This is a genomic window from Duganella sp. CF458 (assembly GCF_900113115.1).
Taxonomy (GTDB): Bacteria; Pseudomonadota; Gammaproteobacteria; order Burkholderiales; family Burkholderiaceae_D; genus Rugamonas.
Genome location: NZ_FOOF01000005.1, coordinates 304113 through 328805, shown reverse-complemented (window position 1 = coordinate 328805; position 24693 = coordinate 304113). Strand labels below are relative to the sequence as shown.

General features: G+C 61.0%; 25 protein-coding genes and 2 tRNA genes. 6 read left to right on the top strand and 21 right to left on the bottom strand.

From position 1 onward, the window contains the following. Positions 1 to 9: 9 nt before the first annotated feature. Positions 10 to 900 (bottom strand): LysR family transcriptional regulator ArgP, encoded by an 891-nt coding sequence (locus tag BM269_RS10305; protein WP_090436921.1) that lies wholly within the window; start codon positions 898 to 900, stop codon positions 10 to 12. 106 nt (positions 901 to 1006) lie between these two features. Here BM269_RS10305 and BM269_RS10300 point away from each other — a divergent pair, with 106 nt between their 5' ends. Genes BM269_RS10300 through BM269_RS10290 form a run of 3 tightly spaced genes read left to right on the top strand, consistent with a single transcriptional unit; the run spans position 1007 to position 4148 of the window. Next, positions 1007 to 1609 (top strand): LysE/ArgO family amino acid transporter, encoded by a 603-nt coding sequence (locus BM269_RS10300; RefSeq protein ID WP_229204578.1) that lies wholly within the window; start codon positions 1007 to 1009, stop codon positions 1607 to 1609. A gap of 8 nt (positions 1610 to 1617) precedes the next feature. Beyond that, positions 1618 to 3633, top strand: a complete 2016-nt coding sequence (locus BM269_RS10295) for a spermidine synthase (RefSeq protein ID WP_090436920.1) — start codon at positions 1618 to 1620, stop codon at positions 3631 to 3633. Between the two features lie 35 nt (positions 3634 to 3668). Continuing rightward, positions 3669 to 4148: a Dps family protein gene (locus BM269_RS10290; protein WP_090436919.1), complete on the top strand. Its 480-nt coding sequence runs from the start codon at positions 3669 to 3671 to the stop codon at positions 4146 to 4148. A 3-nt stretch (positions 4149 to 4151) separates the two neighbouring features. Here BM269_RS10290 and BM269_RS10285 read toward each other — a convergent pair whose 3' ends face one another. Together BM269_RS10285 and BM269_RS29405 are read right to left on the bottom strand one after the other, a co-directional pair. Further along, positions 4152 to 4784 (bottom strand): Rossmann-fold NAD(P)-binding domain-containing protein, encoded by a 633-nt coding sequence (locus BM269_RS10285; protein WP_090436918.1) that lies wholly within the window; start codon positions 4782 to 4784, stop codon positions 4152 to 4154. A 12-nt stretch (positions 4785 to 4796) separates the two neighbouring features. Next, positions 4797 to 4973: a hypothetical protein gene (locus tag BM269_RS29405; protein WP_170860336.1), complete on the bottom strand. Its 177-nt coding sequence runs from the start codon at positions 4971 to 4973 to the stop codon at positions 4797 to 4799. 117 nt (positions 4974 to 5090) lie between these two features. Here BM269_RS29405 and BM269_RS10280 point away from each other — a divergent pair, with 117 nt between their 5' ends. Then, entirely contained in the window at positions 5091 to 5786 is a 696-nt protein-coding gene (locus tag BM269_RS10280) for an SOS response-associated peptidase (protein ID WP_090436917.1), read from the top strand. A gap of 142 nt (positions 5787 to 5928) precedes the next feature. Next, positions 5929 to 6807 (top strand): DUF7305 domain-containing protein, encoded by an 879-nt coding sequence (locus tag BM269_RS10275; RefSeq protein WP_090436916.1) that lies wholly within the window; start codon positions 5929 to 5931, stop codon positions 6805 to 6807. Positions 6808 to 6889: 82 nt separating this feature from the next. Here the strand turns inward: BM269_RS10275 and BM269_RS10270 are convergent. From BM269_RS10270 to BM269_RS10245, 6 genes are all read right to left on the bottom strand, one after another. Continuing rightward, positions 6890 to 6966 (bottom strand) — tRNA-Arg (locus BM269_RS10270). Between the two features lie 78 nt (positions 6967 to 7044). Continuing rightward, positions 7045 to 7121 (bottom strand) — tRNA-Pro (locus tag BM269_RS10265). 54 nt (positions 7122 to 7175) lie between these two features. Beyond that, entirely contained in the window at positions 7176 to 8528 is a 1353-nt protein-coding gene (gene glmM, locus BM269_RS10260; protein WP_090436915.1) for a phosphoglucosamine mutase, read from the bottom strand. Positions 8529 to 8548: 20 nt separating this feature from the next. Beyond that, positions 8549 to 9373, bottom strand: a complete 825-nt coding sequence (folP, locus tag BM269_RS10255) for a dihydropteroate synthase (protein ID WP_139232705.1) — start codon at positions 9371 to 9373, stop codon at positions 8549 to 8551. Positions 9374 to 9434: 61 nt separating this feature from the next. Next, a complete protein-coding gene (gene ftsH, locus BM269_RS10250; protein WP_090436914.1) occupies positions 9435 to 11321 on the bottom strand; it encodes an ATP-dependent zinc metalloprotease FtsH in 1887 nt (628 codons plus the stop codon). A 155-nt stretch (positions 11322 to 11476) separates the two neighbouring features. Beyond that, positions 11477 to 12124, bottom strand: a complete 648-nt coding sequence (locus tag BM269_RS10245) for an RlmE family RNA methyltransferase (RefSeq protein WP_090436913.1) — start codon at positions 12122 to 12124, stop codon at positions 11477 to 11479. A gap of 43 nt (positions 12125 to 12167) precedes the next feature. Between BM269_RS10245 and yhbY the strand changes: the two genes are divergently transcribed. Beyond that, positions 12168 to 12629 carry a ribosome assembly RNA-binding protein YhbY gene (gene yhbY / locus BM269_RS10240; protein ID WP_090436912.1) on the top strand — a complete coding sequence of 154 codons (462 nt, stop codon included), beginning with the start codon at positions 12168 to 12170 and terminating at the stop codon, positions 12627 to 12629. A gap of 68 nt (positions 12630 to 12697) precedes the next feature. Here yhbY and BM269_RS10235 read toward each other — a convergent pair whose 3' ends face one another. The 12 genes from BM269_RS10235 to pstB form a co-directional block, all read right to left on the bottom strand. Beyond that, positions 12698 to 13114, bottom strand: coding sequence for a DUF4149 domain-containing protein (locus BM269_RS10235; RefSeq protein ID WP_090436911.1), 417 nt, complete (start codon positions 13112 to 13114; stop codon positions 12698 to 12700). Further along, the gene (gene greA / locus BM269_RS10230) at positions 13114 to 13590 is read right to left on the bottom strand and encodes a transcription elongation factor GreA (protein ID WP_090436910.1); all 477 of its coding nucleotides are present in this window, start codon (positions 13588 to 13590) and stop codon (positions 13114 to 13116) included. Before greA ends, BM269_RS10235 begins: the two co-directional genes overlap by 1 nt. A gap of 97 nt (positions 13591 to 13687) precedes the next feature. Continuing rightward, positions 13688 to 16921 (bottom strand): carbamoyl-phosphate synthase large subunit, encoded by a 3234-nt coding sequence (gene carB / locus BM269_RS10225; protein WP_090436909.1) that lies wholly within the window; start codon positions 16919 to 16921, stop codon positions 13688 to 13690. After that, positions 16922 to 18085 carry a glutamine-hydrolyzing carbamoyl-phosphate synthase small subunit gene (gene carA, locus BM269_RS10220; RefSeq protein ID WP_090436908.1) on the bottom strand — a complete coding sequence of 388 codons (1164 nt, stop codon included), beginning with the start codon at positions 18083 to 18085 and terminating at the stop codon, positions 16922 to 16924. 179 nt (positions 18086 to 18264) lie between these two features. After that, positions 18265 to 18912 carry a type 2 periplasmic-binding domain-containing protein gene (locus tag BM269_RS10215; RefSeq protein ID WP_090436907.1) on the bottom strand — a complete coding sequence of 216 codons (648 nt, stop codon included), beginning with the start codon at positions 18910 to 18912 and terminating at the stop codon, positions 18265 to 18267. A 2-nt stretch (positions 18913 to 18914) separates the two neighbouring features. Continuing rightward, positions 18915 to 19601 carry a substrate-binding periplasmic protein gene (locus tag BM269_RS10210; protein WP_090436906.1) on the bottom strand — a complete coding sequence of 229 codons (687 nt, stop codon included), beginning with the start codon at positions 19599 to 19601 and terminating at the stop codon, positions 18915 to 18917. A 49-nt stretch (positions 19602 to 19650) separates the two neighbouring features. Beyond that, positions 19651 to 20055 (bottom strand): heme-binding protein, encoded by a 405-nt coding sequence (locus tag BM269_RS10205; protein ID WP_090436905.1) that lies wholly within the window; start codon positions 20053 to 20055, stop codon positions 19651 to 19653. 18 nt (positions 20056 to 20073) lie between these two features. Beyond that, positions 20074 to 21054 carry a patatin-like phospholipase family protein gene (locus tag BM269_RS10200; RefSeq protein WP_090436904.1) on the bottom strand — a complete coding sequence of 327 codons (981 nt, stop codon included), beginning with the start codon at positions 21052 to 21054 and terminating at the stop codon, positions 20074 to 20076. Between the two features lie 127 nt (positions 21055 to 21181). Next, positions 21182 to 22495: a phosphate regulon sensor histidine kinase PhoR gene (gene phoR / locus BM269_RS10195; protein WP_090436903.1), complete on the bottom strand. Its 1314-nt coding sequence runs from the start codon at positions 22493 to 22495 to the stop codon at positions 21182 to 21184. Continuing rightward, positions 22492 to 23184 carry a phosphate regulon transcriptional regulator PhoB gene (gene phoB, locus BM269_RS10190; protein ID WP_090436902.1) on the bottom strand — a complete coding sequence of 231 codons (693 nt, stop codon included), beginning with the start codon at positions 23182 to 23184 and terminating at the stop codon, positions 22492 to 22494. Before phoB ends, phoR begins: the two co-directional genes overlap by 4 nt. Beyond that, positions 23185 to 23883, bottom strand: coding sequence for a phosphate signaling complex protein PhoU (gene phoU / locus BM269_RS10185; protein WP_090436901.1), 699 nt, complete (start codon positions 23881 to 23883; stop codon positions 23185 to 23187). It abuts the gene before it with no gap. Between the two features lie 34 nt (positions 23884 to 23917). Further along, on the bottom strand, positions 23918 to 24682 hold the full coding sequence (gene pstB, locus BM269_RS10180; RefSeq protein ID WP_090436900.1) for a phosphate ABC transporter ATP-binding protein PstB: 765 nt from the start codon (positions 24680 to 24682) through the stop codon (positions 23918 to 23920). Positions 24683 to 24693: the final 11 nt, after the last annotated feature.

Genomic DNA, 24693 nt, shown 5'->3' with positions numbered 1-24693 from the left:
AGTTCCAGTCTAGCGATCCAGCGCCCGCCCAGCGGCGGCAAGCACCTGCTCGGTGAGCATTTCCAGCTTCGGCGACTGGATGCGCCATGAGTGCCAATACAGCTGAATATCGAGATATTTGCCTGGAACTAAATCCACCAGTTCCCCGGCCTCCAGCAGCGATTTATATTGCTGGCGCGGCAGCATGCCATAACCCATTCCAAGCCGGATCGATTCAACAAATGGATCGCTGGAGGGAACGTAATGCACTGGATAAGCACCCGGCGGCAGGCCCAGTTCACGCTCGATAAATATCGATTGCAGCGAATCTTTGCGGTCGAAAAACATGACTGGCGCCTTGCGCGCCGCTTCGCGGGTAAATCCATCCGGGAACCAGCGCTTTACGAAATCCGGCTGGGCCAATAAGCGATAGCGCATAAAACCCAAATGCTGCGAACGACAGCCGCGCATCGGCTCCGGCTCGCTGGAAACGCCGGCCAGCACCAGCCCCTTTTCAAATAATGAATAAGTGTGATCCTGGTCGTCCAGGATGATCTCCAGCAGGATATTTTCGCGGTTCAGGAAGGAACTCAGCTCCGGCAAAAACCAGGTTCCCAGGGTGTCGTTATTTACCGCAACCGGAATGCGCGGCGGCATCGCCTCATCGGCTTTTAATTCGGCCAGAAATTCCTGCTCCATCAAGCGGCTGCGGCGTAAATATTGCACCAGGCGCTGCCCTGCGCTGGTCAGGCGAATCGGCCGGCTACGAATCAACAGCGGCGCGCCGACAGCCGATTCCAGCCCGCTGACCCGCTGCGATACGGCCGACGGCGTCAAATGCAGGGCCGCAGCGGCCTGCTCGAAACTGCCGGCATCGATCACGGCCAGCAAAGCCTCGCCCTGTCGCGCATCTGGAATCATCACTCCACTCCTTTAGCAAAATTAATGAATACTGAAACATCTTAATTCAGCTTCATTTTACGGGCTAGCAGCGGCAGAATTTCAGCTCCACAACAGGAGAATCGAAATGCAGAGTTATGTGAACGGTTTGGGGCTCGGCGCGAGCCTGATCATGGCCATCGGCGCCCAGAATGCGCACGTGCTACGGATGGGCATCAAACGCCAGCATGTGGCGCTGACGGTGGCCGCGTGCATCGTGATCGACGTGGTACTGATCGCGCTGGGCGTCGCCGGCGCCGGAGCGATGATCCAGGAATCGCCACTCTTGCTGGCCGCCGCGCGCTGGGGTGGCGCCGCCTTCCTGCTGTGGTACGGCCTGCGCAGTTGGCGCTCGATGCTGACGCCGAAATCGCTGGCGGTCGACGCTGCAGCTCCCGCGCCGGATGCCAGGCAGGCGCTGGCAAGCGTCGTCGCCCTTTCGTTGCTGAATCCCCACGTTTATCTCGACACAGTGGTGCTGCTCGGCTCGGTTGGCGGCAGTTATCCGGACGGCCAGCGCATCGGCTTTTCCGCAGGCGCCATGACCGCCTCCCTCCTATGGTTCACCGCGCTGGGCTTCGGCGCCACACGCCTGGCCGGTGTGTTTGGCCGCCCACTGGCCTGGAAATGCATCGAAGGATTGACCGGCGCCGTGATGCTGGCACTCGCTGCGGGACTCGTCATGGGTTAATATTTCTCATGCTCATCCTCTACGCCGGAACGATCGTCCTCAGCGCTTTCCTGCTATTCCAGGTGCAGCCCATTATCGGCAAAATGGTCCTGCCATGGTTCGGTGGCTCCGCGGCTGCGTGGACGATTTGCATGCTGTTCTTCCAGGTCACCCTTCTGCTGGGTTACCTTTACTCGCACCTCAGCAGCCGCTACCTGGCGCCGCGCCGCCAAGCCTGGCTGCATGCCGGCTTGTTGCTGATTGCGGCGCTGACGCTGCCAATCATCCCCAGTACTAGCTGGAAGCCTTCGGTCGGCGACGACCCGGCTTTCCTGCTGCTAGGCTTGCTGGCTGCAACCATCGGCCTGCCTTACTTCCTGCTTTCCACGACCGGTCCGTTGGTCCAGCACTGGTTCGCCCAGGAGCGTCCAGGCAGCGTGCCCTACCGCCTGTTTGCGCTGTCCAACTTCGCCTCCCTGCTCGGCTTGCTGAGCTATCCCCTGTTATTCGAGCCACGCTTTACGGTGAAGGAGATGTCCACCTTCTGGTCCGTGGGCTTTGCCTTGTTCGCCCTGTTTTGCGGCGCTCTCGCACTCAGTGGGCGCGGCCGCAGCACGGCGCCCCATACCTTGCGGGAGGATGCAATGGCCGGCCGGCCGACCTTGCACGACAGCCTGATGTGGTGTGCCCTCGCCGCCGTGCCAACCGTGGTCCTGATGGCGGCCACCAGCCACCTGACCGCCAACATCGCGCCGGTGCCAATGCTGTGGGTGCTGCCGCTGGTGATTTACCTGCTGACCTTCATTCTCTGCTTCGAAAGCGCGCGCTGGTATAAGCGCTGGATTTTCCTGCCGCTGATGGCGGTACTGACGCCGTTGCTGATTGCCTGCACCAGCTTCCCGAGCCTGATGCCGCGCGGGATAGTGTGGCCCACCCTGCTCTTCAGCGTCTGCATCTTCACCTATTGCATGGCATGCCACGGCGAGCTGGCGCGCCTCAAGCCGCCACCTGCCCAGTTAACCGCCTACTACCTGATGATTGCAACTGGTGGAGCAATTGGCGGCATATTCACCGGCTTGCTGGCACCGCGCGTCTTCAACGATGACTACGAACTGACACTATCGTGCATAGCAGCCGTATGCGTTGTTGGAGCGGCATTCCATCATCGCCCGTCAGCGCCCTTGCAGCGCGGGGGACGGGTCAAGGCAGCGGTGTTCTTCACAACGCTGGTCGGCGTGTTATGGGGCGCGAATGCGATCTGGCCGACGACACCCTCGATCAAGGCCCGCAATTTCTATGGAACGGTCAAGATCAAGGACTCCGAACCCGGCGCCGGCCAGGTGCGCCAGCTTACGCATGGCACGATCATGCACGGCCGCCAATTCCTCGAACCGCAAAAACGGCGCTGGCCAACAACCTATTACGGCAGCAATAGCGGCGCGGGCATTGCCATCGCGGCCAGCCGCAGCGGTTCGTCGCAGCACGTCGGCGTGATCGGCCTGGGCGCCGGCACCATGGCGGCCTATTGCAGGCCAGGCGATGTGTACCGTTTCTATGAAATCAATCCATTGGTGCTCGATTTCGCGGACCGTCATTTCAGCTTCCTACGCGATTGCCCCGCAACGAAGGAAGTTGCGCTGGGCGATGCGCGCCTGGTACTGGATACCGAGGCACCGCAACAGTTCGACGTGTTGGCTGTGGATGCCTTCTCAGGCGACTCGGTGCCGGTGCACCTGCTGACCACGGAAGCCTTCAACATCTACTTCCGCCACCTGAAGCCCGATGGCGTGCTGGCCATCCACATCTCCAACCGCTATCTCGATATGGCACCAGTCGTCAGGCGGGCTGCCGATAGCTTCCATCGCACCGCCTTCCTGTCGCAGAACATGTCCGACCCACAGCGCGGAACAAACGCGTCAACCTGGGTGCTGATAGGCCAGCGCGACCGGCTGGTACCCTATGCCGGCGTGCAGGAACTGCAGCCGGCGCCGGATGTACGGCCATGGACGGACGATTACAGCAGCCTTCTTGGAATCATGAAATAATCGTCTGGCAAAAAACCGACCGAAAGGAATTGAAGATGGACGCTGTGAAGATTGATATCGGCCTGTCCGACGACAGCCGTGCGCGCATTGCCGATGGGCTGTCCCGCCTGCTGGCCGACAGCTACTCGCTCTACCTGATGACCCACAACTTCCACTGGAACGTGAAGGGTCCCATGTTCAATTCCCTGCACCAGATGTTCATGACGCAGTACACCGAACAGTGGACCGCGCTGGACCTGATCGCGGAACGCATCCGCGCACTGGGCTATCCCGCGCCCGGCACCTACGCCGAATTCGGCAAGCTAAGCACGGTCAAGGAAGTGGCCGGCGTGCCGAAGGCCATGGAAATGGTGCGCCACCTGGTTTCCGCGCAGGAAACCACCGCTCGCACCGCCCGCTCGCTGCTGCCGGTGGTCGATGAAGCCAACGACCAGCCGACCGCGGACCTGCTGACCCAGCGCCTGGACGTGCACGAAAAGACCGCGTGGATGCTGCGCAGCCTGCTGGAAGAATAAGCCTCAGGCCATCCTGTCCGAAGTAATGATGTGCTCACCCGGTTGCGGGTGCATGGCCGCGTCAAACATGGCGCGCGCAATGCGCTCGGCCGGGTTGATGCGCCACGCACGTGGCAGCACCGGGCCAAGCACAGACAGGATCGGCACCAGGATTTTTTCGCCAAGGCGGAATTCCTCACGCGCACCGCCTATCAAACCGGGCCGCGCAATCACCAGCGTTTCAAACCCAAGCGAGCGCACGCCATGTTCCACTTCGCCCTTCACGCGGTTATAGAAAACGCTCGATCCCGCATCCGCACCCAGCGCTGAATTCAACACGAACGTTTGCGTGCCTTGCTGGCGCGCCAGCCGCGCTACGGCCATCGGATAGCTATAGTCCACTTTACGAAAGGCTTCCTGCGAACCCGCAACCTTGATGGTCGTACCCAAGGTACAGATCACGGCATCGGCCTGCCACCATGGCTCCAGCTCCGGCAAGCGCTCGAAGTCAACCAGCGGCGCCACCAGTTTCGCATGCGGCTCCAACCGCCGCCGCGTAGGCGCGACGACTTGAGCGACCTCCGGCGAGGCCAGCGCCAGCTTCAACACTTCGCGGCCGACCAGGCCGGTTGATCCCACCAAGAGTAAATTCTTCATGCACGGATGATATCAGTCCGCATTTCGGATCGCATTGGCGCGCCGCCGCAATTCCCTCTGCGAGGCAAACAGGCGATCCTCTTCCAGGCAGGGTTCACCTTTGAGCTCCTCGCGAAACGTCCAATGCAGATGGCTGGCACGCACCAGTAGCCCGCGCAGGCGCTTGACTTCCCACAGCACGGCCAGCATGTCGGCATTCTGGTTTCGAAGCCAGATTTCGCGTAGCTGTGCTGCTGTCAGCGGCTTTCGTGTAACTGTATGCATATACAGTAGTTTAGCAAGCTCAATCGGGTTAGCATAGCCCCCATGTGCACCAATTACCGCCCCACTTCACGCGACCTGCTGCAGCAAATGATGGACATCGACCTGTCCAATATCGCCGGCATGGAATGGCCCGACGAGACCTGGAAGGACTACGACGCCCCCATCATCCGCCTCGGACTCGATGGCCAGCCGGAATGCGTGGTCGCCTCCTTCGGCTTCGTCCCGCGCCGCCATGCGCCTGCCGCGATGCCATCGCTGACCACCATGAATGCCCGCAGCGAAACCATCGGCCAGTTGCGTTCCTACAGCAAGCACTGGCGCGCCAGCCAGCTTTGCCTGGTTCCAATGACCGGCTTTTATGAGCCGAATTACGAGTCCGGCAAGGCCGTGCGATGGCAGATCAGCATGGCCGACAAGAGTCCCTTCGCCGTGGCCGGCATGTGGCGCAGTTGGGAAGAGACCGACGGAAGCCTCCGTCACTCCTTCACCCAGCTGACCATCAACGCCGACGAACACCCTTTACTGAAGCGCTTCCACAAGCCGGACGAAGAAAAACGTACCCTGGTCGTGGTACCGCCGGACGCCTACCGCGACTGGCTGTCCTGCCGCGATCCCGAGTTTGCGCGTTCCTTCCTCACCCCCTATCCCCACCAACTGATGCATGCTTGGGTAGATCCACGCCCGCCAGCCAAGAAAAATCCGGCGTTGGAAAAGCAGCAATCTTTATTAGATTTTTGATGTCGAGAAACTTTACACCTGGCTTGCCTCGCAAATGCCGGGTTTCCGCATCTTCTTTATAAATCAATGATTTATAAATGCATGGCCTAGATATTGCTTGTAGTAATTTTTAATTACTATCAGCACATCCAAGATGCCAAATATGAAATTAAAAACCTTCGCCGCCGCAGCCATTCTTGCGGCCCCGATTTTCGCCAACGCCGCACCATTCACTCTTTTCGCAGGCGGCAACGTCAACCTGGAACAAGGCACTAAAGTGACCGGCGACGTTGGCGCCAAGGGAAATATCCACTCCAAGTACGATTCCCAAGTAAGCGGCAATGTCTCGGCTGGCGGCAACGTCACCCTCGAGCAGAAATCCCAGATCAGTGGAAACGCCACCGCAGGCAACAAGGTAGAAGTGAAATATCAAGCGAACGTCGCCGGCAACGTCGCCAACAAGACGAACTCGCCATCGCTGAGTACCTTGCCGGCCGCAACGGATTTCAAGTCCGGTGGTAAAGCATTTGGTCTCGGCGCCTATAAAACGGGCGAATTGGCGGAAGGCAGTTACGGCAAGATCAACCTCGGCTACGACTCCACGCTGAAATTGACCGCTGGCGACTACTACTTCGATTCCCTGACTGTCGGCTCCGAGAGCAAGCTCATCTTCGACCTGTCCGGCGGCGCGATCAACCTGTTCATCACCGGCAACGTGAACATTGACTCGAAATTCGATTTCGAAATGCTCAACGGCACGGCCAACGACATCTATACGGAAACCAAAGGCAACTGGACGCAAGGTGCATGGGGCGAATGGTTCGGCACCCTGTTCGCCTCCGGCGCCAATAGCAATATGCACTTCAACCAGGATTCCAAACTGGGCGGCACCTTCATCGCACGCAAGAATATCCAGCTGGATCTTGGAAGCAGCGTGACCGCCATGCCTGAGGAAACGGCTAAAATTCCTGCTCCTGGCTCTATGCCGCTGCTGGCAATCGGCTTGCTGTCATTGGCCTTGTTCCGTCGTCGCAAGGCCTGATGTGTCGATGCCGTGCGTAGGCACGGCATCATTCGATGTCGGCGCAAGTATCGCGCTATCGGTCTGAACGGAAAATTGGTGGTGGCCTGCCCTGCAGGAATCGAACCTGCGACCCTCGGCTTAGAAGGCCGATGCTCTATCCAACTGAGCTAAGGGCAGAGTCGCGGGCAATGCGATGAAAAGCCATGCCGCAAATGAAAAGCGGGTTGTCCGAAGACAACCCGCTCGAGAATTTCCTGGTCGGAGTACAAGGATTCGAACCTTGGACCCCCTGCTCCCAAAGCAGGTGCGCTACCGGGCTGCGCTACACTCCGATGAACGAATAATACCCCGGCGAGGCATAGTCCGTCAATGTCACGCGGGCAACTTTATGCAGCCAGCGCCGTTTCAACTTTATCGGCGATGCGGCGCGCCATGCTCTGGGCCTTGTCGGCATCGCGCGCTTCAACCATCACGCGGATCAGCGGCTCGGTGCCGGAGGCGCGGATCAGCACGCGGCCAGTGTCGCCCAGCTCGGCTTCCACCTTTTCTTTTTCCGCAACCATGGCGGGATTCTTCTGCCAGTCGAAACCGGCCGGAACGCGCACATTGATCAGGGTTTGCGGGAACAGCGTGACTTCGCCGGCGATCTGGGCCAGGGTCTTGCCATTGCGTTTGAGCGCGGACAGTACCTGCAGCGCGGAGATGATGCCGTCGCCGGTGCTGTGCTTGTCCAGCGCCAGCAGGTGGCCACTGCCCTCGCCGCCCAGGATCCAGCCTTTTTCCTGCATCACTTCCAGCACGTAGCGGTCGCCGACCTTGGCGCGTGCGAAGCCGATGCCCTTTTCTTTGAGCGCCACCTCGACCGCCATATTGGTCATCAAGGTGCCGACGGCGCCAGCCACGCCGCCGTTGGCGACGCGGTCCATCACCATCACGTACAGCAGTTCGTCGCCGTTATACAGGCGGCCGGTGGCGTCGCACATGATCAGGCGGTCGGCATCGCCGTCCAGCGCGATGCCGAGATCGGCTTTGTGCTCGAGCACAGCGGCAGCCATGGCTTTCGGTGCGGTGGCGCCAACGCCGTCATTGATATTCAGGCCATCCGGCTTGTTGCCGATCGCGACCACTTCCGCGCCCAGCTCGTGGAACACATGCGGGGCGATGTTGTAGGCGGCGCCGTGGGCACAGTCGACGACGACTTTCAGGCCGCGCAGGTCCAGCTCGTACGGGAAGGTGCTCTTGCAGAATTCGATGTAGCGGCCTTGGGCGTCATCCAGGCGGCGCGCGCGGCCCAGTTTTTCCGGCGACACGCATTCCATCGGCTGCTCCAGCATGGCTTCGATGTCCAGCTCGACCGAATCCGGCAGCTTGGTGCCCTGGTCGGAGAAGAACTTGATGCCGTTGTCCTGGAACGGGTTGTGCGAAGCCGAGATCACGACGCCGGCTTGGAGGCGCAGCGCGCGGGTCAGGTAGGCAATCGCCGGGGTCGGCATCGGGCCGGCCAGCTTGACGTCGACACCGGCCGCGGAGAAACCGGCTTCCAGCGCGGCTTCCAGCATATAGCCGGAGATGCGGGTGTCTTTGCCGATCAGGACAGCCGGGCGGGAAGTTCCCGTCGCGGCGCTCTTTGCCAGCACTTTGCCTGCGGCATAGCCGAGACGCATCACGAAGTCGGGGGTGATTGGAGCCTGGCCGACCAGTCCACGTACACCATCAGTACCGAAATATTTACGTGCCATATTGTGTTCTCTTCCTTTTCTTAATGCGCCGCCTGCCACACACGGAGTGCGTCGACGGTCTCCGCTACATCATGCACCCTGACGATCTGGGCACCGTGCGCGACTGCTGCCAGCGCGCCGCCGATACTGCCCGCCAGGCGCTGCTCAACAGGTTTGCCGGTGATGGCGCCGATCATCGACTTGCGCGACAGGCCCGCCAATAACGGCACACCCAGCTCGGCAACCATCTGCTTGCCTGCCTTCAGCAGTGCGTAATTGTGTTCTACCGTTTTGCCAAAACCAAAACCCGGGTCGATCCACAGGCGTTCCTTGTCGATGCCTGCCGCTGTCAGGACGGCAATGCGCTCAGCCAGGAAATCCGTCACTTCACGCACAACATTATTGTACTCGGGGTTGGCCTGCATTGTTGTCGGATTGTTAAGCATGTGCATTACGCACAACGCACAATCGCTATCTTTCACGGCTTCGATGGCGCCGGGGGCGCGGAAACCGTTTATATCGTTGATCATATCCACGCCGGCCAGTACCGCTTCGCGCATGACTTCCGGTTTATAGGTGTCGACGCTGACCGCCTTGCCGCAATCGCGCAGGGCAAAAATCAGGGGCATTACGCGGCGCAATTCTTCGTCCAGCGTCACGGCGGGGGCACCGGGACGGCTGCTCTCGCCGCCAATGTCGATGATGTCGACGCCGTCGCGGATCATCTGCTCGGCGTGCGTGATTGCGTAGTCGAGGCTGGCGAACTGGCCGCCATCGCTGAAGGAATCAGGCGTGGCGTTGAGGATGCCCATCACCAGCGCGCGGCTGGCGGGGAAATTGAAGCGGCCGAACTTGTGTTGGGGCATAGTAGCGGAAAAAGGGGACGTAACACATTTAAATGTGTTACGTCCCCTTTTTTAAAGGCGATTAAGCTGGGGCAGTGGCGTTCGGGTTCGGGCTGGAACCTGGGCCGTCGCTACCCGGCTGTTTGCGGATGGTGGTGCCGGCCTTCGGTGGGCGTGGCTCCTGGCCTGCCATGATGTCGTTCACCTGGTCTGCATCGATGGTCTCCCATTCCAGCAGGGCCTTGGTCATCACTTCGACCTTCTCGCGGTTCTCTTCCAGCAGCTTGCGCGCCAGGGCGTACTGGGTGTCGAGGATGGTGCGGATTTCCGCATCCACCTTCTGCTGCGTCGCTTCCGAGATGGTCTTGTTGGCGCCGCCCAGCCAGCCGTCGTTCTGGCTGTCTTCGTACACCATTACGCCCAATGCATCGGACATGCCGTACTTGGTAACCATGGCACGGGCCAGCTTGGTGGCGCGGGAGAAGTCATTGGACGCGCCGGTCGACATCTGTCCGACAAAGATCTCTTCCGCGATACGGCCGCCGAACAGGATGGAAATCTCTTCCAGCATCTTGTCCTTGTAGCCCGAAATATTATCGTGCTCAGGCAGCTGCCAGGTCAGGCCCAGGGCCCAGCCGCGCGGCATGATCGTCACTTTGTGGACCGGATCGGCCTTCGGCAGCAGCTTGGCCACCACGGCGTGGCCGGACTCGTGGTAAGCGGTATTGCGGCGCTCTTCTTCGCGGATCACCATGGACTTGCGTTCCGGGCCCATGTAGATCTTGTCTTTCGCATCTTCAAAGTCGCTCATGTCGACCAGGCGCTTGTTGCGGCGCGCGGCAAACAAGGCAGCTTCGTTGACCAGGTTGGCCAGGTCGGCGCCGGAGAAGCCCGGGGTACCGCGCGCCAGGATGTCGGCCTTCACGTCGGTGCTGATCGGCACCTTGCGCATGTGGACGTTCAGGATCTGTTCGCGGCCGCGGATATCCGGCAGGCCCACGGAAACCTGGCGGTCGAAACGGCCCGGACGCAGCAGCGCCTTGTCCAGCACGTCGGCACGGTTGGTCGCGGCAATCACGATCACGCCGGACGAGGCTTCAAAGCCGTCCATCTCAACCAGCAGCTGGTTCAGGGTCTGTTCGCGTTCATCGTTACCGCCGCCCATGCCGGCGCCACGATGACGGCCCACGGCGTCGATCTCGTCGATGAAGATGATGCAAGGCGAATGCTTCTTGGCGTTCTCGAACATGTCGCGCACGCGGGAGGCACCCACGCCGACGAACATTTCAACGAAGTCCGAACCGGAAATCGAGAAGAACGGCACCTTGGCTTCGCCCGCAATGGCACGTGCCAGCAGGGTTTTACCGGTACCTGGAGGACCAACCATCAGCACGCCGCGTGGAATACGGCCGCCCAGTTTCTGGAACTTGGTCGGGTCTTTCAGGAAGTCGACGATCTCGGTCACTTCCTCTTTGGCTTCATCGCAACCTGCCACGTCGGCGAAGGTCACGGTGTTATTGGTTTCGTCCAGCATGCGCGCCTTCGACTTGCCGAAGGAGAACGCGCCGCCCTTGCCGCCGCCCTGCATCTGGCGCATGAAGAACACCCACACGCCGATCAGCAGCAGCATCGGGAACCAGGACACGAAGACCTGTTGCAGGATGCCTGGCTCTTCCGGCGGTTTCACATCGAAGCGCACGCCATTGTCGCGCAGGTCGCCGATCAGGCCACGGTCGAGGAAGGTGGAGGTGGTGCGGACTTTGGAATCGTCAACGCGGGTGGCAGTAATAGTCTGCCCTTCAATCAGGACATCTTTGACGCGCTTCGCTTTGACCTCATCCAACAGATCGGAATAAGCGATAGGCTTTGCGCCGCCGGCGATGCTGTGGCTGTCGAATTGCTTAAACAGCATAAATAGCAGCAAGGCTACAACGACCCAGATAGCCGATTTAGAAAACATGTTATTCACGAAAACTCCTTGGATGCGCAAGGCGCACCAGTTACCTGTAGCAGAAATCCGATTTTACTCGTTAAACCCGGGCCGTGCTACAAACCGGCCCTATGGTGCACACTCCTGCGCCGGATATGTGGGTTTTTCCAGCTAAATCAAGGGGCAAAATGGCATTATTCCACTGGATTTTTGAGTCCGCGGCCCAATAAGAAGATTTCCGACGATTTATCGCGGCTGGCCTTCGGTTTTTTCTGCACCACGGTCTTGAATTCGCGCCGGAATTTTTCGACGATCTGGCTGAATCCCAGGTCCTTGAAACACTTTACCAATAAAGCGCCGCCTGGTTTCATATGGTGCTGGCTGAACTCGATGGCGATATCGATAAGGTCTTCCATACGGGCAGCATCGGCCACCGCGATACCGGATAAATTGGGCGCCATATCGGACAACACAAGGTCCGCTTTACGGCCTTGCAGCACTTCGGCCAATTGGTCGAGGATTTCCTGTTCGCGGAAGTCGCCCTGGATGAAGTGCATGTCGGCGATCGGCTCCATCGGCAGGATGTCCAGGCCGATCATGGTGCCGTTGATGCCGCCGCCCTCCTTGCCCGCCAGCTTGCGGCGCACGTATTGCCCCCATGAGCCGGGAGTGCAGCCCAGGTCGACGATCACCTGGCCGGGCTTGACCAGCTTGGCATCTTCGTCAATCTCTTTCAGCTTATAGGCTGCCCGGGCACGGTAGCCGTCGCGCTGGGCGGCCTTCACATACGGATCGTTAATATGGTCGTGCAACCAGTTTTTGTTTAATTTGTTCTTAGCCATTAGCGTAGAATACTGCCTTTAAGAGAACTATCCAAAAATAACTATGCTGAACCTTACCCCTGCCGAACGCAGTGTCCTGCGCGCCGAAGCCCATGGCCTGAAGCCTATCGTCCTGGTCGGCGAATCCGGCCTGACCCCATCCGTGATGAAGGAGATCGAGCTGGGCCTGGATTCCCACGGCTTGATCAAGGTGCGCGTTTTCGGTGATGACCGCGAAGCCCGCATCGAAATGTACGAAACCATCTGCGAGAAGACCGGCGCGGCGCCGGTGCAGCACATCGGCAAGCTGCTGGTGCTGTACCGCCCGAAAGTCGACGCCGAGAAGAGCTCTTCCGGCAAGGCCGGCAAAGGCATGCGCATGGTGACCATCGTCAAGCCAAGCGCCTCCGGCACCAAGAAGCCATCCGTGAGCAAGGTCCTGCTGAAAGGGAACGAACGCGTCACCGCCGGCGGCACCATCAAGCGCGTCAAGAAGAAAGTCGGCACCAAGAAAACCGTTGCTTAAAAAATGGGGACGTACCCCATTTATTGAGCAATTAGTTTCCTAAAAAATGGGGTACGTCCCCATTTTTTTTACGTCTGGCGCACCAGCAGCCAGGCGGCCAGCAGGCTTTGCACCAGGTAGATGGTGCTGGAAATGCCGTGCAGCTTGCCAAAGCTGCCGTCGCCTGAGGCTTTTGCCGCCGCCATCATCGGCTGGATGCCGAAATGGCTGGCCACCGTGCACATCACCATTGCCACCACGATCAGCAGCACCGAGCGGCGGCGCTTTGGCGTCCAGTCGCGGGTGCCGAAGAACAGCAGCACGCCCATGGCGGCGCCGCAGCCCAATGACAGCATCGCTTCGGCATGGAACATCAGGCCGGCAATCGAGCCGGCCAGCACCCGGTCCAGGGAGGCAAACAGCGTCGGCGCTACCAGGTAGCCGACCGTCCACAGGCTGCCGGCCCATATGGCGGCTACCAGCAGGCGTACTTTCGCCAGCAGCATCAAACGTAGCGTACGTCGATGATTTCGTATTCGCGCGGACCGGACGGGGCCTGCACTTCCACCACGTCGCCGGCGTATTTGCCGATCAGGGCGCGGGCGATCGGCGAGGTCACCGATACCTTGCTCATCTTCAGGTCGGCTTCGTCGGTGCCGACGATCTGGTAGCTCACCTTCTGACCCGATTCCAGGTCTTCCAGGTCGACGGTGGAGGCGAACACCACGCGGCCTTCGGCATCCAGGGTGGACGGGTCGATGACCTGGGCCGAGCTCAGCTTGCCTTCCAGTTCCGCGATACGGCCTTCGACGAAGGCTTGGCGCTCCTTGGCGGCATCGTATTCGGCGTTTTCGGACAGGTCGCCGTGCGAACGCGCTTCGGCGATGGCATCGATGACAATGCGGCGTTCCTTGGTCTTGAGCTGGTGCAGCTCTTCTTTCAGGAGTTCGGCGCCGAATTTAGTCAGTGGAACGGTATTCATGTCAGTCTCTGGTCAAATTGCTAAAAAGCACAGAGCCCGCGCCATGCTTCAGCGCGGGCTCTGTGGTTATATTGTCAAGCGTACTACTTACTTAGCCTTAGTTTAAAGACTTATGCAGGCCTTGTAAATCGTACACACGCAATTCGTCCAGGTGGCGGATACCGGCTACGGCCGCCTCGGCACCGGCGATGGTGGTGTAGGTGGTCACGCGCGCCGCCAGCGACGAGGTACGGATGTTGCGCGAGTCGTTGATCGCGGTCCGCTTCTCTTCCACGGTGTTGATCACCAGGACGATCTCGTGGTTCTTGATCATGTCGACCACGTGCGGGCGGCCTTCCGACATCTTGTTCACCGCAGTGACAGGAATGCCGGCGGCGGAGATCACGGCGGCGGTGCCCTTGGTGGCGCACAGGGTGAAGCCGGCGTCGACCAGGTCTTTCGCCACTTTCACGGCGCGCGGCTTGTCCGACGCTTTCACCGACAGGAACACCTTGCCCGACTTCGGCAGCTTGACGCCGGCGCCCAGCTGCGACTTGACGAAGGCTTCGGCGAAGGTGACGCCAACACCCATCACTTCACCGGTCGATTTCATTTCCGGGCCGAGGATGGTGTCCACGCCTGGGAATTTCACGAACGGGAACACGGCTTCCTTGACGCTGTAGTAAGGCGGCACGACTTCCTTGGTGATGCCCTGCTGCGCCAGCTTCTGGCCGACCATGCAGCGCGCGGCGATCTTGGCCAGCTGCAGGCCGGTCGCCTTGGACACGTAAGGCACGGTACGCGATGCGCGCGGGTTCACTTCCAGCACGAAGACGACGTCCCGCAGTTGTCCATCATCCTGTTCCTGCTTCTGAATCGCGAACTGCACGTTCATCAGGCCGACCACGTTCAGGCCCTTGGCCATCAGCGAGGTCTGGCGCTTCAGTTCATCGATGGTTTCCTGCGACAGCGAGTAAGGCGGCAGCGAGCAGGCGGAGTCGCCCGAGTGCACGCCGGCTTGTTCGATGTGTTCCATCACGCCGCCGATGAAGGTGGTGTCGCCGTCGGAGATGCAGTCGACGTCGCACTCGATGGCGTCGTTCAGGAAGCGGTCCAGCAGCACCGGGGAGTCGTTCGACACCTTGACCGCTTCGCGCATGTAGCGCTCCAGGTCGCGCTGCTCGTGCACGATTTCCATCGCACGGCCGCCCAGCACGTAGGAAGGACGCACCACCAGCGGGTAGCCGATTTCCTGTGCCAGCGCCAGCGCTTCTTCTTCAGTACGCGCGGTGCGGTTCGGCGGCTGGCGCAGGCCCAGGTCCTGCAGCAGCTTCTGGAAGCGCTCGCGGTCTTCCGCGGCGTCGATCATGTCTGGGCTGGTGCCGATGATCGGCACGCCGTTGGCTTCCAGGTCCAGCGCCAGCTTCAGCGGGGTCTGGCCGCCGTACTGCACGATCACGCCGACCGGTTTTTCCAGGTCGACGATCTCCAGCACGTCTTCCAGGGTCAGCGACTCGAAGTACAGGCGGTCGGAGGTGTCGTAGTCGGTCGAGACGGTTTCCGGGTTGCAGTTGACCATGATGGTCTCGTAGCCGTCTTCGCGCATGGCCAGCGCGGCGTGCACGCAGCAGTAGTCGAATTCGATGCCCTGGCCAATGCGGTTCGGGCCACCGCCCAGCACCATGATCTTCTTCTTGTCGGTCGGGTTGGACTCGCACTCTTCATCGTAGGTCGAGTACATGTACGCGGTATCGGTCGAGAACTCGGCGGCGCAGGTGTCGACGCGCTTGTACACCGGACGGATGCCCAGTTCGCGGCGCTTGTTGCGCACGGCGGTGTCGCCGCATTGCAGCAGGTAGCCCAGGCGACGGTCCGAGAAGCCCTTCTGTTTCAGCTTGTACAGGGTGTTCTTGTCCAGGTTTTCCAGCTTCTGGGTGTCGAGCCACAGTTCCAAGTCGATGATTTCCTTGATCTGGACCAGGAACCACATGTCGATCTTGGTCAGCTGGTACACCTCTTCCAGGGTGAAGCCCTGGGCGAAAGCGTCGCCCACGTACCAGATGCGGTCCGGCCCCGGCTCGCCCAGCTCCTCTTCCAGCTTCTCGCGGTCGGTGGTCTTCTGGTTCATGCCGTCCACGCCCACTTCCAGGCCGCGCAGGGCTTTCTGGAACGATTCCTGGAAGGTGCGGCCGATCGCCATCACTTCGCCCACCGATTTCATCTGGGTGGTCAGGTGGTGGTCGGCGGTCGGGAATTTTTCGAAGGTGAAGCGCGGTACCTTGGTCACAACGTAGTCGATCGAAGGCTCGAACGAGGCCGGGGTCGCGCCGCCGGTGATCTCGTTGCGCAGTTCATCCAGGGTGAAGCCCACGGCCAGTTTCGCCGCCACCTTGGCGATCGGGAAGCCGGTGGCTTTCGATGCCAGTGCCGAGGAACGGGACACGCGCGGGTTCATCTCGATGACGATCATGCGGCCGTCTTTCGGGTTGATCGAGAACTGCACGTTGGAGCCGCCGGTGTCCACGCCGATCTCGCGCAGCACTGCCAGCGAGGCATTGCGCATGATCTGGTATTCCTTGTCGGTCAGGGTCTGCGCCGGTGCGACGGTGATCGAGTCGCCGGTATGCACGCCCATCGGGTCCAGGTTTTCGATCGAGCACACGATGATGCAGTTGTCCGCCTTGTCGCGCACCACTTCCATCTCGTACTCTTTCCAGCCCAGCAGCGATTCTTCGATCAGCAGCTCATTGGTCGGCGAAGCTTCCAGGCCGCGCTTGCAGATCGCCTCGAATTCCTCTTCGTTGTAAGCGATGCCGCCGCCGCTGCCGCCCATGGTGAACGATGGACGGATGATGGTCGGGAAGCCAACCGTCTTCTGTACCGCCCACGACTCTTCCATCGAGTGCGCCACGCCGGAACGGGCCGAACCCAGGCCGATCTTGGTCATCGCGTCCTTGAACTTGGAACGGTCTTCGGCCTTGTCGATGGCTTCCGGGGTGGCACCGATCAGTTCGACCTTGTACTTGTCCAGCACGCCGTTGCGGTGCAGGTCCAGCGCGCAGTTCAGTGCGGTCTGGCCGCCCATGGTCGGCAGGATCGCGTCCGGGCGCTCCTTGTCGATGATGCGCTCCACGACTTGCCAGGTAATCGGCTCGATGTAGGTCACGTCGGCCATTTCCGGGTCGGTCATGATGGTCGCCGGGTTGGAGTTCACCAGGATGACCTTGTAGCCCTCTTCGCGCAGGGCCTTGCAGGCTTGCGCGCCGGAGTAGTCGAATTCGCAGGCCTGGCCGATGATGATCGGGCCGGCGCCAATAATCAGGATGCTTTTAATGTCAGAACGTTTTGGCATTTATTTCTTCTCCGCGGCATTCATCATGTTGATGAAGCGGTCAAACAGGTAGGCGACGTCGGTCGGGCCAGGCGATGCTTCAGGGTGGCCCTGGAAGCAGAATGCCGGCACGTCGGTGCGGGCGAAGCCTTGCAGCGAATTGTCGAACAGCGACACGTGGGTCACGCGGCAGTTGGCCGGCAGCGTGTCCGCATCGACGGCGAAACCGTGGTTCTGCGAGGTGATCATCACCTTCTTGCTGTCCAGGTCCTGCACCGGGTGGTTGGCGCCGTGGTGGCCGAACTTCATCTTCAGGGTCTTGGCGCCGGAGGCCAGCGCCATGATCTGGTGGCCCAGGCAGATGCCGAACACCGGGATCTTCTTCTCCATGAAGACCTTGGTCGCTTCGATCGCGTAGTCGCATGGCTCAGGATCGCCGGGACCGTTGGACAGGAACACGCCGTCCGGGTTCAGCGACAGCACGTAGGCGGCGGAAGTCTGCGCCGGCACCACGGTGACCTTGCAGCCGCGCGAAGCGAACATGCGCAGGATGTTGCGCTTGACGCCGAAGTCGTAAGCGACCACGTGGAACTTTGGATCGGCTACCTTGCCATAGCCTGTGCCCAGTTCCCACTCGGTCTCGGTCCACTCGTACACTTCCGGCACGGTCACGACTTTTGCCAGGTCCATGCCCGCCAGGCCAGGGAAGCTGCGCGCCAGTTCCAGTGCCTGCTGCACGGACGGCTCGTTGCCCTGCACGCCGGTCACGATGGCGCCGGCCTGGGCGCCCTTCTCGCGCAGCACGCGGGTCAGCTTGCGGGTGTCGATACCGGCGATGGCGACGATGTTCTCGGCCTTCAGGTAGTCGGTCAGCGATTGGCTGGAGCGGAAATTCGAGTGGATCAGCGGCAGGTCGCGGATGATCAGGCCTGCGGCGTGGACTTTGGATGCTTCGACGTCTTCGGTATTGATACCGTAGTTGCCGATATGCGGGTAAGTCAGGGTGACGATCTGGCGGGAATACGATGGATCGGTCAGGATTTCCTGATAACCCGTCATGGAGGTATTGAAAACGACTTCGCCCGTCGTGTGACCGGCAGCGCCAATGGAAATACCTTTAAAGATGGTTCCGTCGGCTAGTGCCAGGATGGCTGGAACGGCTGGGCCAGAAAAAAATGGCGGCAAGGGCAACTCCTGATTAAGTTACCGTAGCGACGCCACTCAGACAACCCACGGGTGTACGGGCGCAATGCCGGGCTCGCGGGTCAGATGATGATGGATGTGTGAGGTAGGCGCTACGGTCGAATGGTAATTGGCTAAACCTTTGAATTATAACCCAAAGTTCCATCGGCGGCAAGCCCGCCCTATTCTCGTTTCAGCTGTTTCAGGGCTTCGGCCAGGCGCGGCACCAGGGCCGCATGGCGCCGGTGCAGGAACAGGTAAAGCGGCACTTCTTCCAATGGCGGCAGCAATTGCAGCAAGTCCGGATCATGTTCGCGCAGCGCCATCACCTCCTTGTTGCTGCGGCCCATGACGGCGACATCGCAGCCGCCCGCCTTCAGCATGCGCAGCAGGGACGCGTCGTTATCCAGGCGCTGGCGCGGCACGCCGGCCGTGCGTTCTTCGGTAACGTTATAGCCGCGCCGAATGCATAGCGTATGGCCGCGCAGGGATTTCCAGCCGCGCGACACATCGATATTCTTGTAGGAATAGGCAGTCGGCGCGTACAGATAGACAGGTTCCGGCACCGCCACCAGTTGTCCATAGCCGCTCGCAGCCAGCATGGTGCGGCCGATGGCGCCGTCCAGCTTGCCCTCATTGGTCAGCACCATGCCGCGCTCGGCGGACAAGGCCTGCACCTGGACGCCAACGCCGGCGCGCCGCGCCGCTGCCGCCACGGTTTTCCAGGCTTCCATATGGGCCGGCGTATCCGGAATGACGAAGAGCTGCAAGTCCTGGCCCCGCAGCGGCGCCGAGACCAGCGCGCACAACAAGGCAGCCCGGACTTTCATGCCTACTCCCCTTCGCCGAGCAGCTTATGCATGGTGCCGTCGGCCCGCATCTGTTTCAGCGCCGCGCTGACCTTGGGTACCAGCGCCGCGTGGCTCTTGTGCAGGTAGATATACAACGGCATCACTTCCATCGGCGGCAGCAGGCGTTGTAGCGGCGGTTCCGCCGTCATCGCGGCGCGTGCCAAGGCGTTATTGCGCTCCATGACAGCGACGTCGCAGCCGCCGGCCGCCAGCATGCGCAGCATGGTCGCTTCATCAGCCAGCACCTGGCGCGTCAAGTCCTTGGTGCGCTGCTCGGTCTGGCGCAGGCCGCGCCGGATGCAGACCGTGTGCGAACGCAGCGACTCCCAGCCGCCCGTCACGTCGAAGCGCTTGTACGCGAAGGCCGTTGGCGCGTATTGGTAGATCGGTTCAGGTACCTGGACCAGGTTGGGAAAGGTTTTCTCGAGGCCGGAAGAGCGCCCCACGTCGCCATCCGTGCTGCCCTGGTTGGCCAGCACGGCGGAGCGCTCGGGCGATACTTCGCGCACCACCGCGGTGACGCCGGCGCGCTGGAAAGCGATTTCCGCCGCTTTCCACAGGTCGGCATGGGTGGTGCTGCGTGAAATGACGGACAGCTGCAGCTCTTCAGCATGCAGCGGCACCGACAGGATAACTGGGCAAAGCAGCAAGGCAACCGGCAGTCTCATAACTCCCCCCTGCTTGTATTCTAGGAAGTCATTGCCTCAATTGCAAGACTTACGCCAATGCGGCAATACCCGCCTTGGCGATTTGTGCATCTTCGCTGGACTTCACGCCCGACACGCCCACCGCGCCGATGGTATGGCCATCGACCACAATATTGACGCCGCCTTCCAGCGGGGCTTCCACCATCGGCACGCCGACGAAGGAAGTACGGCCGCCATTGATCATTTCTTCGTAAATCTTGGTTTCGCGGCGACCCAGGGCCGACAGGCGCGCCTTGGCCGGCGCGATGTGCGAGGACAGCGGCGCCGCGCCGTCCAGGCGCTGCAGCCACAGCAGGTGGCCGCCGTCATCGACGATGGCGATGGTGACGGCCCAGTTGTTCTTGATGGCTTCCGCTTCGGCGGCAGCGGCGATTTTCTTGATGTCGTCCAGGGACAGCACTTGCTTGGTGATCATTCTCTCGTTTCCTGATAATTATGGGGCCGGCGTCTCGCGGCGCGCCTTCAGCTTCTGCTTCAATTGCGCCATGACGGCCAAGGTTGCCCGCTCGCCCGCCTGCATGGCGCCCGAACGGTTGGTGAATTCGGCGGAACCCATCTTGCCCAGCGGCGGCTGGATCACGATATCGGCATCGCGCAGTTCGAGCTGGTTGATGCGCTGGCCCATGATGGAGAAGGTCTGCATGATGACCTCCAGCGAAGAATTGGTGGCCTGCGCTTCCGCCTGGGTCGAAATATTCACCGCGATGACGAATTCCGCGCCCATTTCTTTCGCAAAGCGCACCGGCACCGGCGCCACCAGGCCGCCGTCGACGTAGGTATGGTCGCCGATCTTCACCGGCTGGAACACGCCCGGCACGGCCGAACTGGCGCGCACCGCCATGCCGGTATTCCCGCGCTGGAACAAGATAGGTTCGCCGGTCTTCAGGTCCGACGCCACCGCGCCGAACGGCATTTTCAGTTTTTCGATGACCCGGTTGCCGACCGCCTTGTTGACGAAGGACTGCAGCGCCTCGCCTTTCAGCACGCCGGAAGACTTGCCGAACAGCGGCAGCGCCCAGTCGGAAATGGCCGACTCGTCCAGGTCGATCGCCATCTTCTGCAAGGTCTTGGCGTCATTGCCGGCGGCATACAGCGCCCCCACCACCGAACCGGCACTGGTGCCGACCACGATATCGGGCACGATGCCTTGCGCCTCCAGCGCCTTGATCACGCCGATGTGCGCGAAGCCGCGCGCCGCGCCGCCACCGAGGGCCAGACCGATCTTCACCTTGCGCAGGACAGGCGCAACCGGCTGTACCGGCGGTTGCGGCAGCGGTGGCTCAACGGAAACCAGCGGCACGTCGGTCGATTTGATCGGCGGCGGCAAGTCGGTGCTAACGGTAGTCGAAGGAGTCTGGCAGCCGGCCAGCGCAGCGGCGGCCAGGATGGCAAAAGCGAAACGTTTCAGTTGCATGTAGTGGTTAATCTGCTCGTTTTTTTAGGCGAGCAGATTTTACCTAATAAATGGGGACGTACCCCATTTATTCATAAAAATGGGGTACGTCCCCATTTTCTACGTCCCCATTTTCTAACTTTCTAATTTAAGCGGCTTGGGCGGGCTCGACGGTGGTGGAGACCAGCGATTTCGGCAGGCTGACCGTGAAGGTGCTGCCCTGCCCCGCTTCGGAGCTGATGTTCAGCTTGCCGCTGTGGCGCAGCAGCACGTGCTTGACGATGGCCAGGCCCAGGCCCGTGCCCTGGGTTTCGCGCGAGCGGCTCTTGTCGACGCGGTAGAAACGCTCGGTCAGGCGGGAGATGTGCTCGGGGTTGATGCCGATGCCGGTATCCTGTACCTGGAATTGCACGCCGGTCGGCGTGTCTTCCCAGCGCAGGCGGATGGCGCCGCCGGCCGGCGTGTAGCGCACCGCGTTCGAGGCCAGGTTGCCGAAGGCGCTATGCAATTCGTCCATATTGCCCATGACGTCGCCGCCGTGCACTTCCAGCGAGATCTCGTGCTTGCCGCCGGACAGCGCACGCGCTTCATGCAGCACCTGCTCCAGCAAGGCGCCGATGTGCACGTGCTCGGGGCGCATCGGGTGGTCGACCGATTCCAGCCGCGACAAGGTCAGCATGTCTTCGATCAGGTGCTGCATGCGGTGGCTTTGCTCGGTCATCAGCTTGAGATGGGCGGCACGGGTCTCGGGGTCCAGTTCCATCGAGGCGGCGATCTCGAGGAAGCCGGCAATCACGGTCAGCGGCGTGCGCAGCTCGTGCGAGGCGTTGGCGATGAAGTCGCGGCGCATCATCTCGGCGCGCTGGGTCTCGGTAATATCGTGCGTGACCAGGATCTGGCGGCGGTTTTCAAACGGGATGATGTGCACCACCAGCTTGCGGCCGCGGAAATTCAGCGTCAGCGGCTGGTCGTAGCGCCCCAGGATCAGGTAATCCATGAAGTCCGGGCTGCGTACCAGGTTGGTCACCCGCATGCCTTTGTCGCGGGCTTGCTGCAGTCCCAGGTGTTCTTCGGCCGCCGGGTTGCACCATTCGAGGAACAAGACGTCGTCCATGATCACCACGCCGTCCGGCAGCAGGTGCATGGCCTGGCGGAAGCGCGCCAGCCATTCGGTCAGCTCGGCCTGGTTTTTTTCGTCGTCGCGGCGCAGGCGGTACAGGCGCGAAAAGATATTGGTCCACTCGCCCCAGCCGTCCGGCAGGCGGCCCGATTCCGGCTTGTCCAGCCATTCGCTGAGCTGGTAAAGGTATTTGAGCTGGATGAACACCGCGGCCAGCACGCCGGCAAACGCCGTGACGATGCCGGCCGCCAGGCCGAACCACCACCACACGAGGCCTGCCCCGGCAAGCAGGAAGCCCAGCCTGATCGCGACCGGTACCCAGAACACGACTTTTGGATTCATGGCTTTTCAGTCAGCATATATCCCACGCTGCGCACCGTCTTGATCAGGTGCTCAGCATCTTTCAGCGCCTTGCGCAGGCGCAGTACATGGACGTCCACCGTGCGCTCCTCGATCACCACATGGTCGCCCCACACCTTGTCCAGCAACTGGCTGCGCGAGAACACGCGCTCCGGGTGGGCCATGAAGAACTTGAGCAGCTTGTATTCGGCGTGCCCGATGTCGATCTTATTATCGTGCATCGACACCGTGCAGCTGACCGGATCCAGCACCACCGGCCCGGCCTTGAGCTGGGTTTCGGCCAGCTCAGGGCTCTTGCGGCGCAACAGCGCGCGGGCGCGGGCCAGCAGTTCGCGCGGCGAAAACGGCTTGGTGATGTAGTCGTCGGCGCCGCCGTTCAAGCCGGCCAGCTTGTCCTCTTCCATGCTCTTGGCAGTCAGCATGATCACCGGCACGGCGGCGAAGTGGCGGTCGCCGCGGATGCGGGCCAGCAGGCGCAGGCCGCTCTGGTCCGGCAGCATCCAGTCCAGCAGCACCAGCTGCGGGGTGCGGGTCTGCATGACTTCCCATGCCTCTTGCGTCGATTGCGCCACCACGCAGTTCCAGCCCGCTTCCCGCAGCGAGAACCTCACCAGCTCAACGATGGCCGGCTCATCTTCAACAATCAGTACAGTCGTTTTGTCGGATGCCATTTATTTGCTTGCTTCTTGGGTCGCTCCGTGGGTATGGCGGATATCCCTGCCTTCCACCACGTAGATCACGTATTCGGCGATATTCTTGGCGTGGTCGCCGATGCGCTCGATGGCCTTGGCCACCCACATCGTGTCCAGCGCTGCCGAGATTGTACGCGGATCTTCCATCATGAAGGTAATCAGGTTGCGCATGATCGAACGGTATTCGTGGTCGATCACCGCGTCCTGGGCGATCAGTTCGAGCGCCTGCTTCTGGTCGCCGCGCGCGAAAGCGTCCAGCGCATCGTGCAGCAGGTCGCTGGTGGCGGTGGCGATGGTGCGCACCATTTCGTAGTGATTCAGGGTGACGGCGCCGCGCGCGTGCAGGGCCTTGGTAATGCGCGCGATCTTGGCCGCTTCGTCGCCGATGCGTTCCAGGTCGGTGATCACCTTCAGGGTGGCCATCACGGTGCGCAGGTCGTTGGCGGTCGGCTGGCGCTTGACGATCAGGTGGCTGCACTGGTCGTCCAGCTGCACTTCCAGCTGGTTGACGTTGGCGTCTTCGGCAATCACGCGTTCGGCGCGTTCCAGGTTGCCGATGCGGAAGCAGGTCATCGCATCGAGGAACATGGTCTCGACCATGCCGCCCATCAGCAGCACTTTGGAGCGGATGCCTTCGAGTTCGGTGTCGTAAGCCTTGGAGGAATGTTCGCCCATCATAATGTCTGTTCTCTCTTTTTCTGATTAGCCGGGATTAACCAAAACGGCCGGTGATGTAGTCCTGAGTCTCTTTGCGCACAGGATTCATGAAAATCTGGTCGGTTTCGCCGAATTCCACCAGTTCGCCCAGGTACATATAGGCGGTGTAGTCGGAGCAGCGTGCCGCCTGCTGCATATTGTGGGTCACGATGGCGATCGTGTAGTCCTCTTTCAGCTCGGAGATCAGCTCTTCGATCTTGGAGGTGGAAATCGGGTCCAGCGCGGAAGTCGGCTCGTCCAGCAGCAGCACGTCAGGCTTGACCGCCACGCCGCGCGCGATGCACAGGCGCTGCTGCTGGCCGCCGGACAGCGACAGGCCGCTCTTGGCCAGCTTGTCCTTCACCTCGCCCCACAGCGCGGCTTTTTTCAGCGCCCATTCGACGCGCTCGTCCATCTCGCCTTTCGACAGGTCTTCGTACAGGCGCACGCCGAAGGCGATATTGTCGTAGATCGACATCGGGAACGGGGTCGGCTTCTGGAACACCATGCCGACTTTGGCGCGCAGCATGTTCACGTCCAGGCCCGCGTCCAGGATATTGTGGCCGCGGTAGCGGATGGCGCCTTCCGCGCGCTGGCCCGGGTACAGGTCGTACATGCGGTTCAGGGTGCGCAGCAGGGTCGATTTTCCGCAGCCGGACGGGCCGATGAAGGCGGTCACCTTCTTCTCGTGGATGTCCAGGTTGACGTTGTGCAGGCTGCGCGTCTTGCCGTAGTAGAAGTTCAGGCCGGAGATTTCGATAATTTTGCTAGCTTGGGTCATGATCTGTACTC

Bases quoted from the DNA above. Each gene is read 5' to 3' on its own strand.
- BM269_RS10305 (WP_090436921.1), bottom strand. From the start codon at position 900: ATGATTCCAGATGCGCGACAGGGCGAGGCTTTGCTGGCCGTGATCGAT.
- BM269_RS10300 (WP_229204578.1), top strand. From the start codon at position 1,007: ATGCAGAGTTATGTGAACGGTTTGGGGCTCGGCGCGAGCCTGATCATG.
- BM269_RS10295 (WP_090436920.1), top strand. From the start codon at position 1,618: ATGCTCATCCTCTACGCCGGAACGATCGTCCTCAGCGCTTTCCTGCTA.
- BM269_RS10290 (WP_090436919.1), top strand. From the start codon at position 3,669: ATGGACGCTGTGAAGATTGATATCGGCCTGTCCGACGACAGCCGTGCG.
- BM269_RS10285 (WP_090436918.1), bottom strand. From the start codon at position 4,784: ATGAAGAATTTACTCTTGGTGGGATCAACCGGCCTGGTCGGCCGCGAA.
- BM269_RS29405 (WP_170860336.1), bottom strand. From the start codon at position 4,973: ATGCTGGCCGTGCTGTGGGAAGTCAAGCGCCTGCGCGGGCTACTGGTG.
- BM269_RS10280 (WP_090436917.1), top strand. From the start codon at position 5,091: ATGTGCACCAATTACCGCCCCACTTCACGCGACCTGCTGCAGCAAATG.
- BM269_RS10275 (WP_090436916.1), top strand. From the start codon at position 5,929: ATGAAATTAAAAACCTTCGCCGCCGCAGCCATTCTTGCGGCCCCGATT.
- glmM (WP_090436915.1), bottom strand. From the start codon at position 8,528: ATGGCACGTAAATATTTCGGTACTGATGGTGTACGTGGACTGGTCGGC.
- folP (WP_139232705.1), bottom strand. From the start codon at position 9,373: ATGCCCCAACACAAGTTCGGCCGCTTCAATTTCCCCGCCAGCCGCGCG.
- BM269_RS10245 (WP_090436913.1), bottom strand. From the start codon at position 12,124: ATGGCTAAGAACAAATTAAACAAAAACTGGTTGCACGACCATATTAAC.
- yhbY (WP_090436912.1), top strand. From the start codon at position 12,168: ATGCTGAACCTTACCCCTGCCGAACGCAGTGTCCTGCGCGCCGAAGCC.
- BM269_RS10235 (WP_090436911.1), bottom strand. From the start codon at position 13,114: ATGCTGCTGGCGAAAGTACGCCTGCTGGTAGCCGCCATATGGGCCGGC.
- greA (WP_090436910.1), bottom strand. From the start codon at position 13,590: ATGAATACCGTTCCACTGACTAAATTCGGCGCCGAACTCCTGAAAGAA.
- carB (WP_090436909.1), bottom strand. From the start codon at position 16,921: ATGCCAAAACGTTCTGACATTAAAAGCATCCTGATTATTGGCGCCGGC.
- BM269_RS10215 (WP_090436907.1), bottom strand. From the start codon at position 18,912: ATGAAAGTCCGGGCTGCCTTGTTGTGCGCGCTGGTCTCGGCGCCGCTG.
- BM269_RS10210 (WP_090436906.1), bottom strand. From the start codon at position 19,601: ATGAGACTGCCGGTTGCCTTGCTGCTTTGCCCAGTTATCCTGTCGGTG.
- BM269_RS10205 (WP_090436905.1), bottom strand. From the start codon at position 20,055: ATGATCACCAAGCAAGTGCTGTCCCTGGACGACATCAAGAAAATCGCC.
- BM269_RS10200 (WP_090436904.1), bottom strand. From the start codon at position 21,054: ATGCAACTGAAACGTTTCGCTTTTGCCATCCTGGCCGCCGCTGCGCTG.
- phoR (WP_090436903.1), bottom strand. From the start codon at position 22,495: ATGAATCCAAAAGTCGTGTTCTGGGTACCGGTCGCGATCAGGCTGGGC.
- phoB (WP_090436902.1), bottom strand. From the start codon at position 23,184: ATGGCATCCGACAAAACGACTGTACTGATTGTTGAAGATGAGCCGGCC.
- phoU (WP_090436901.1), bottom strand. From the start codon at position 23,883: ATGATGGGCGAACATTCCTCCAAGGCTTACGACACCGAACTCGAAGGC.
- pstB (WP_090436900.1), bottom strand. From the start codon at position 24,682: ATGACCCAAGCTAGCAAAATTATCGAAATCTCCGGCCTGAACTTCTAC.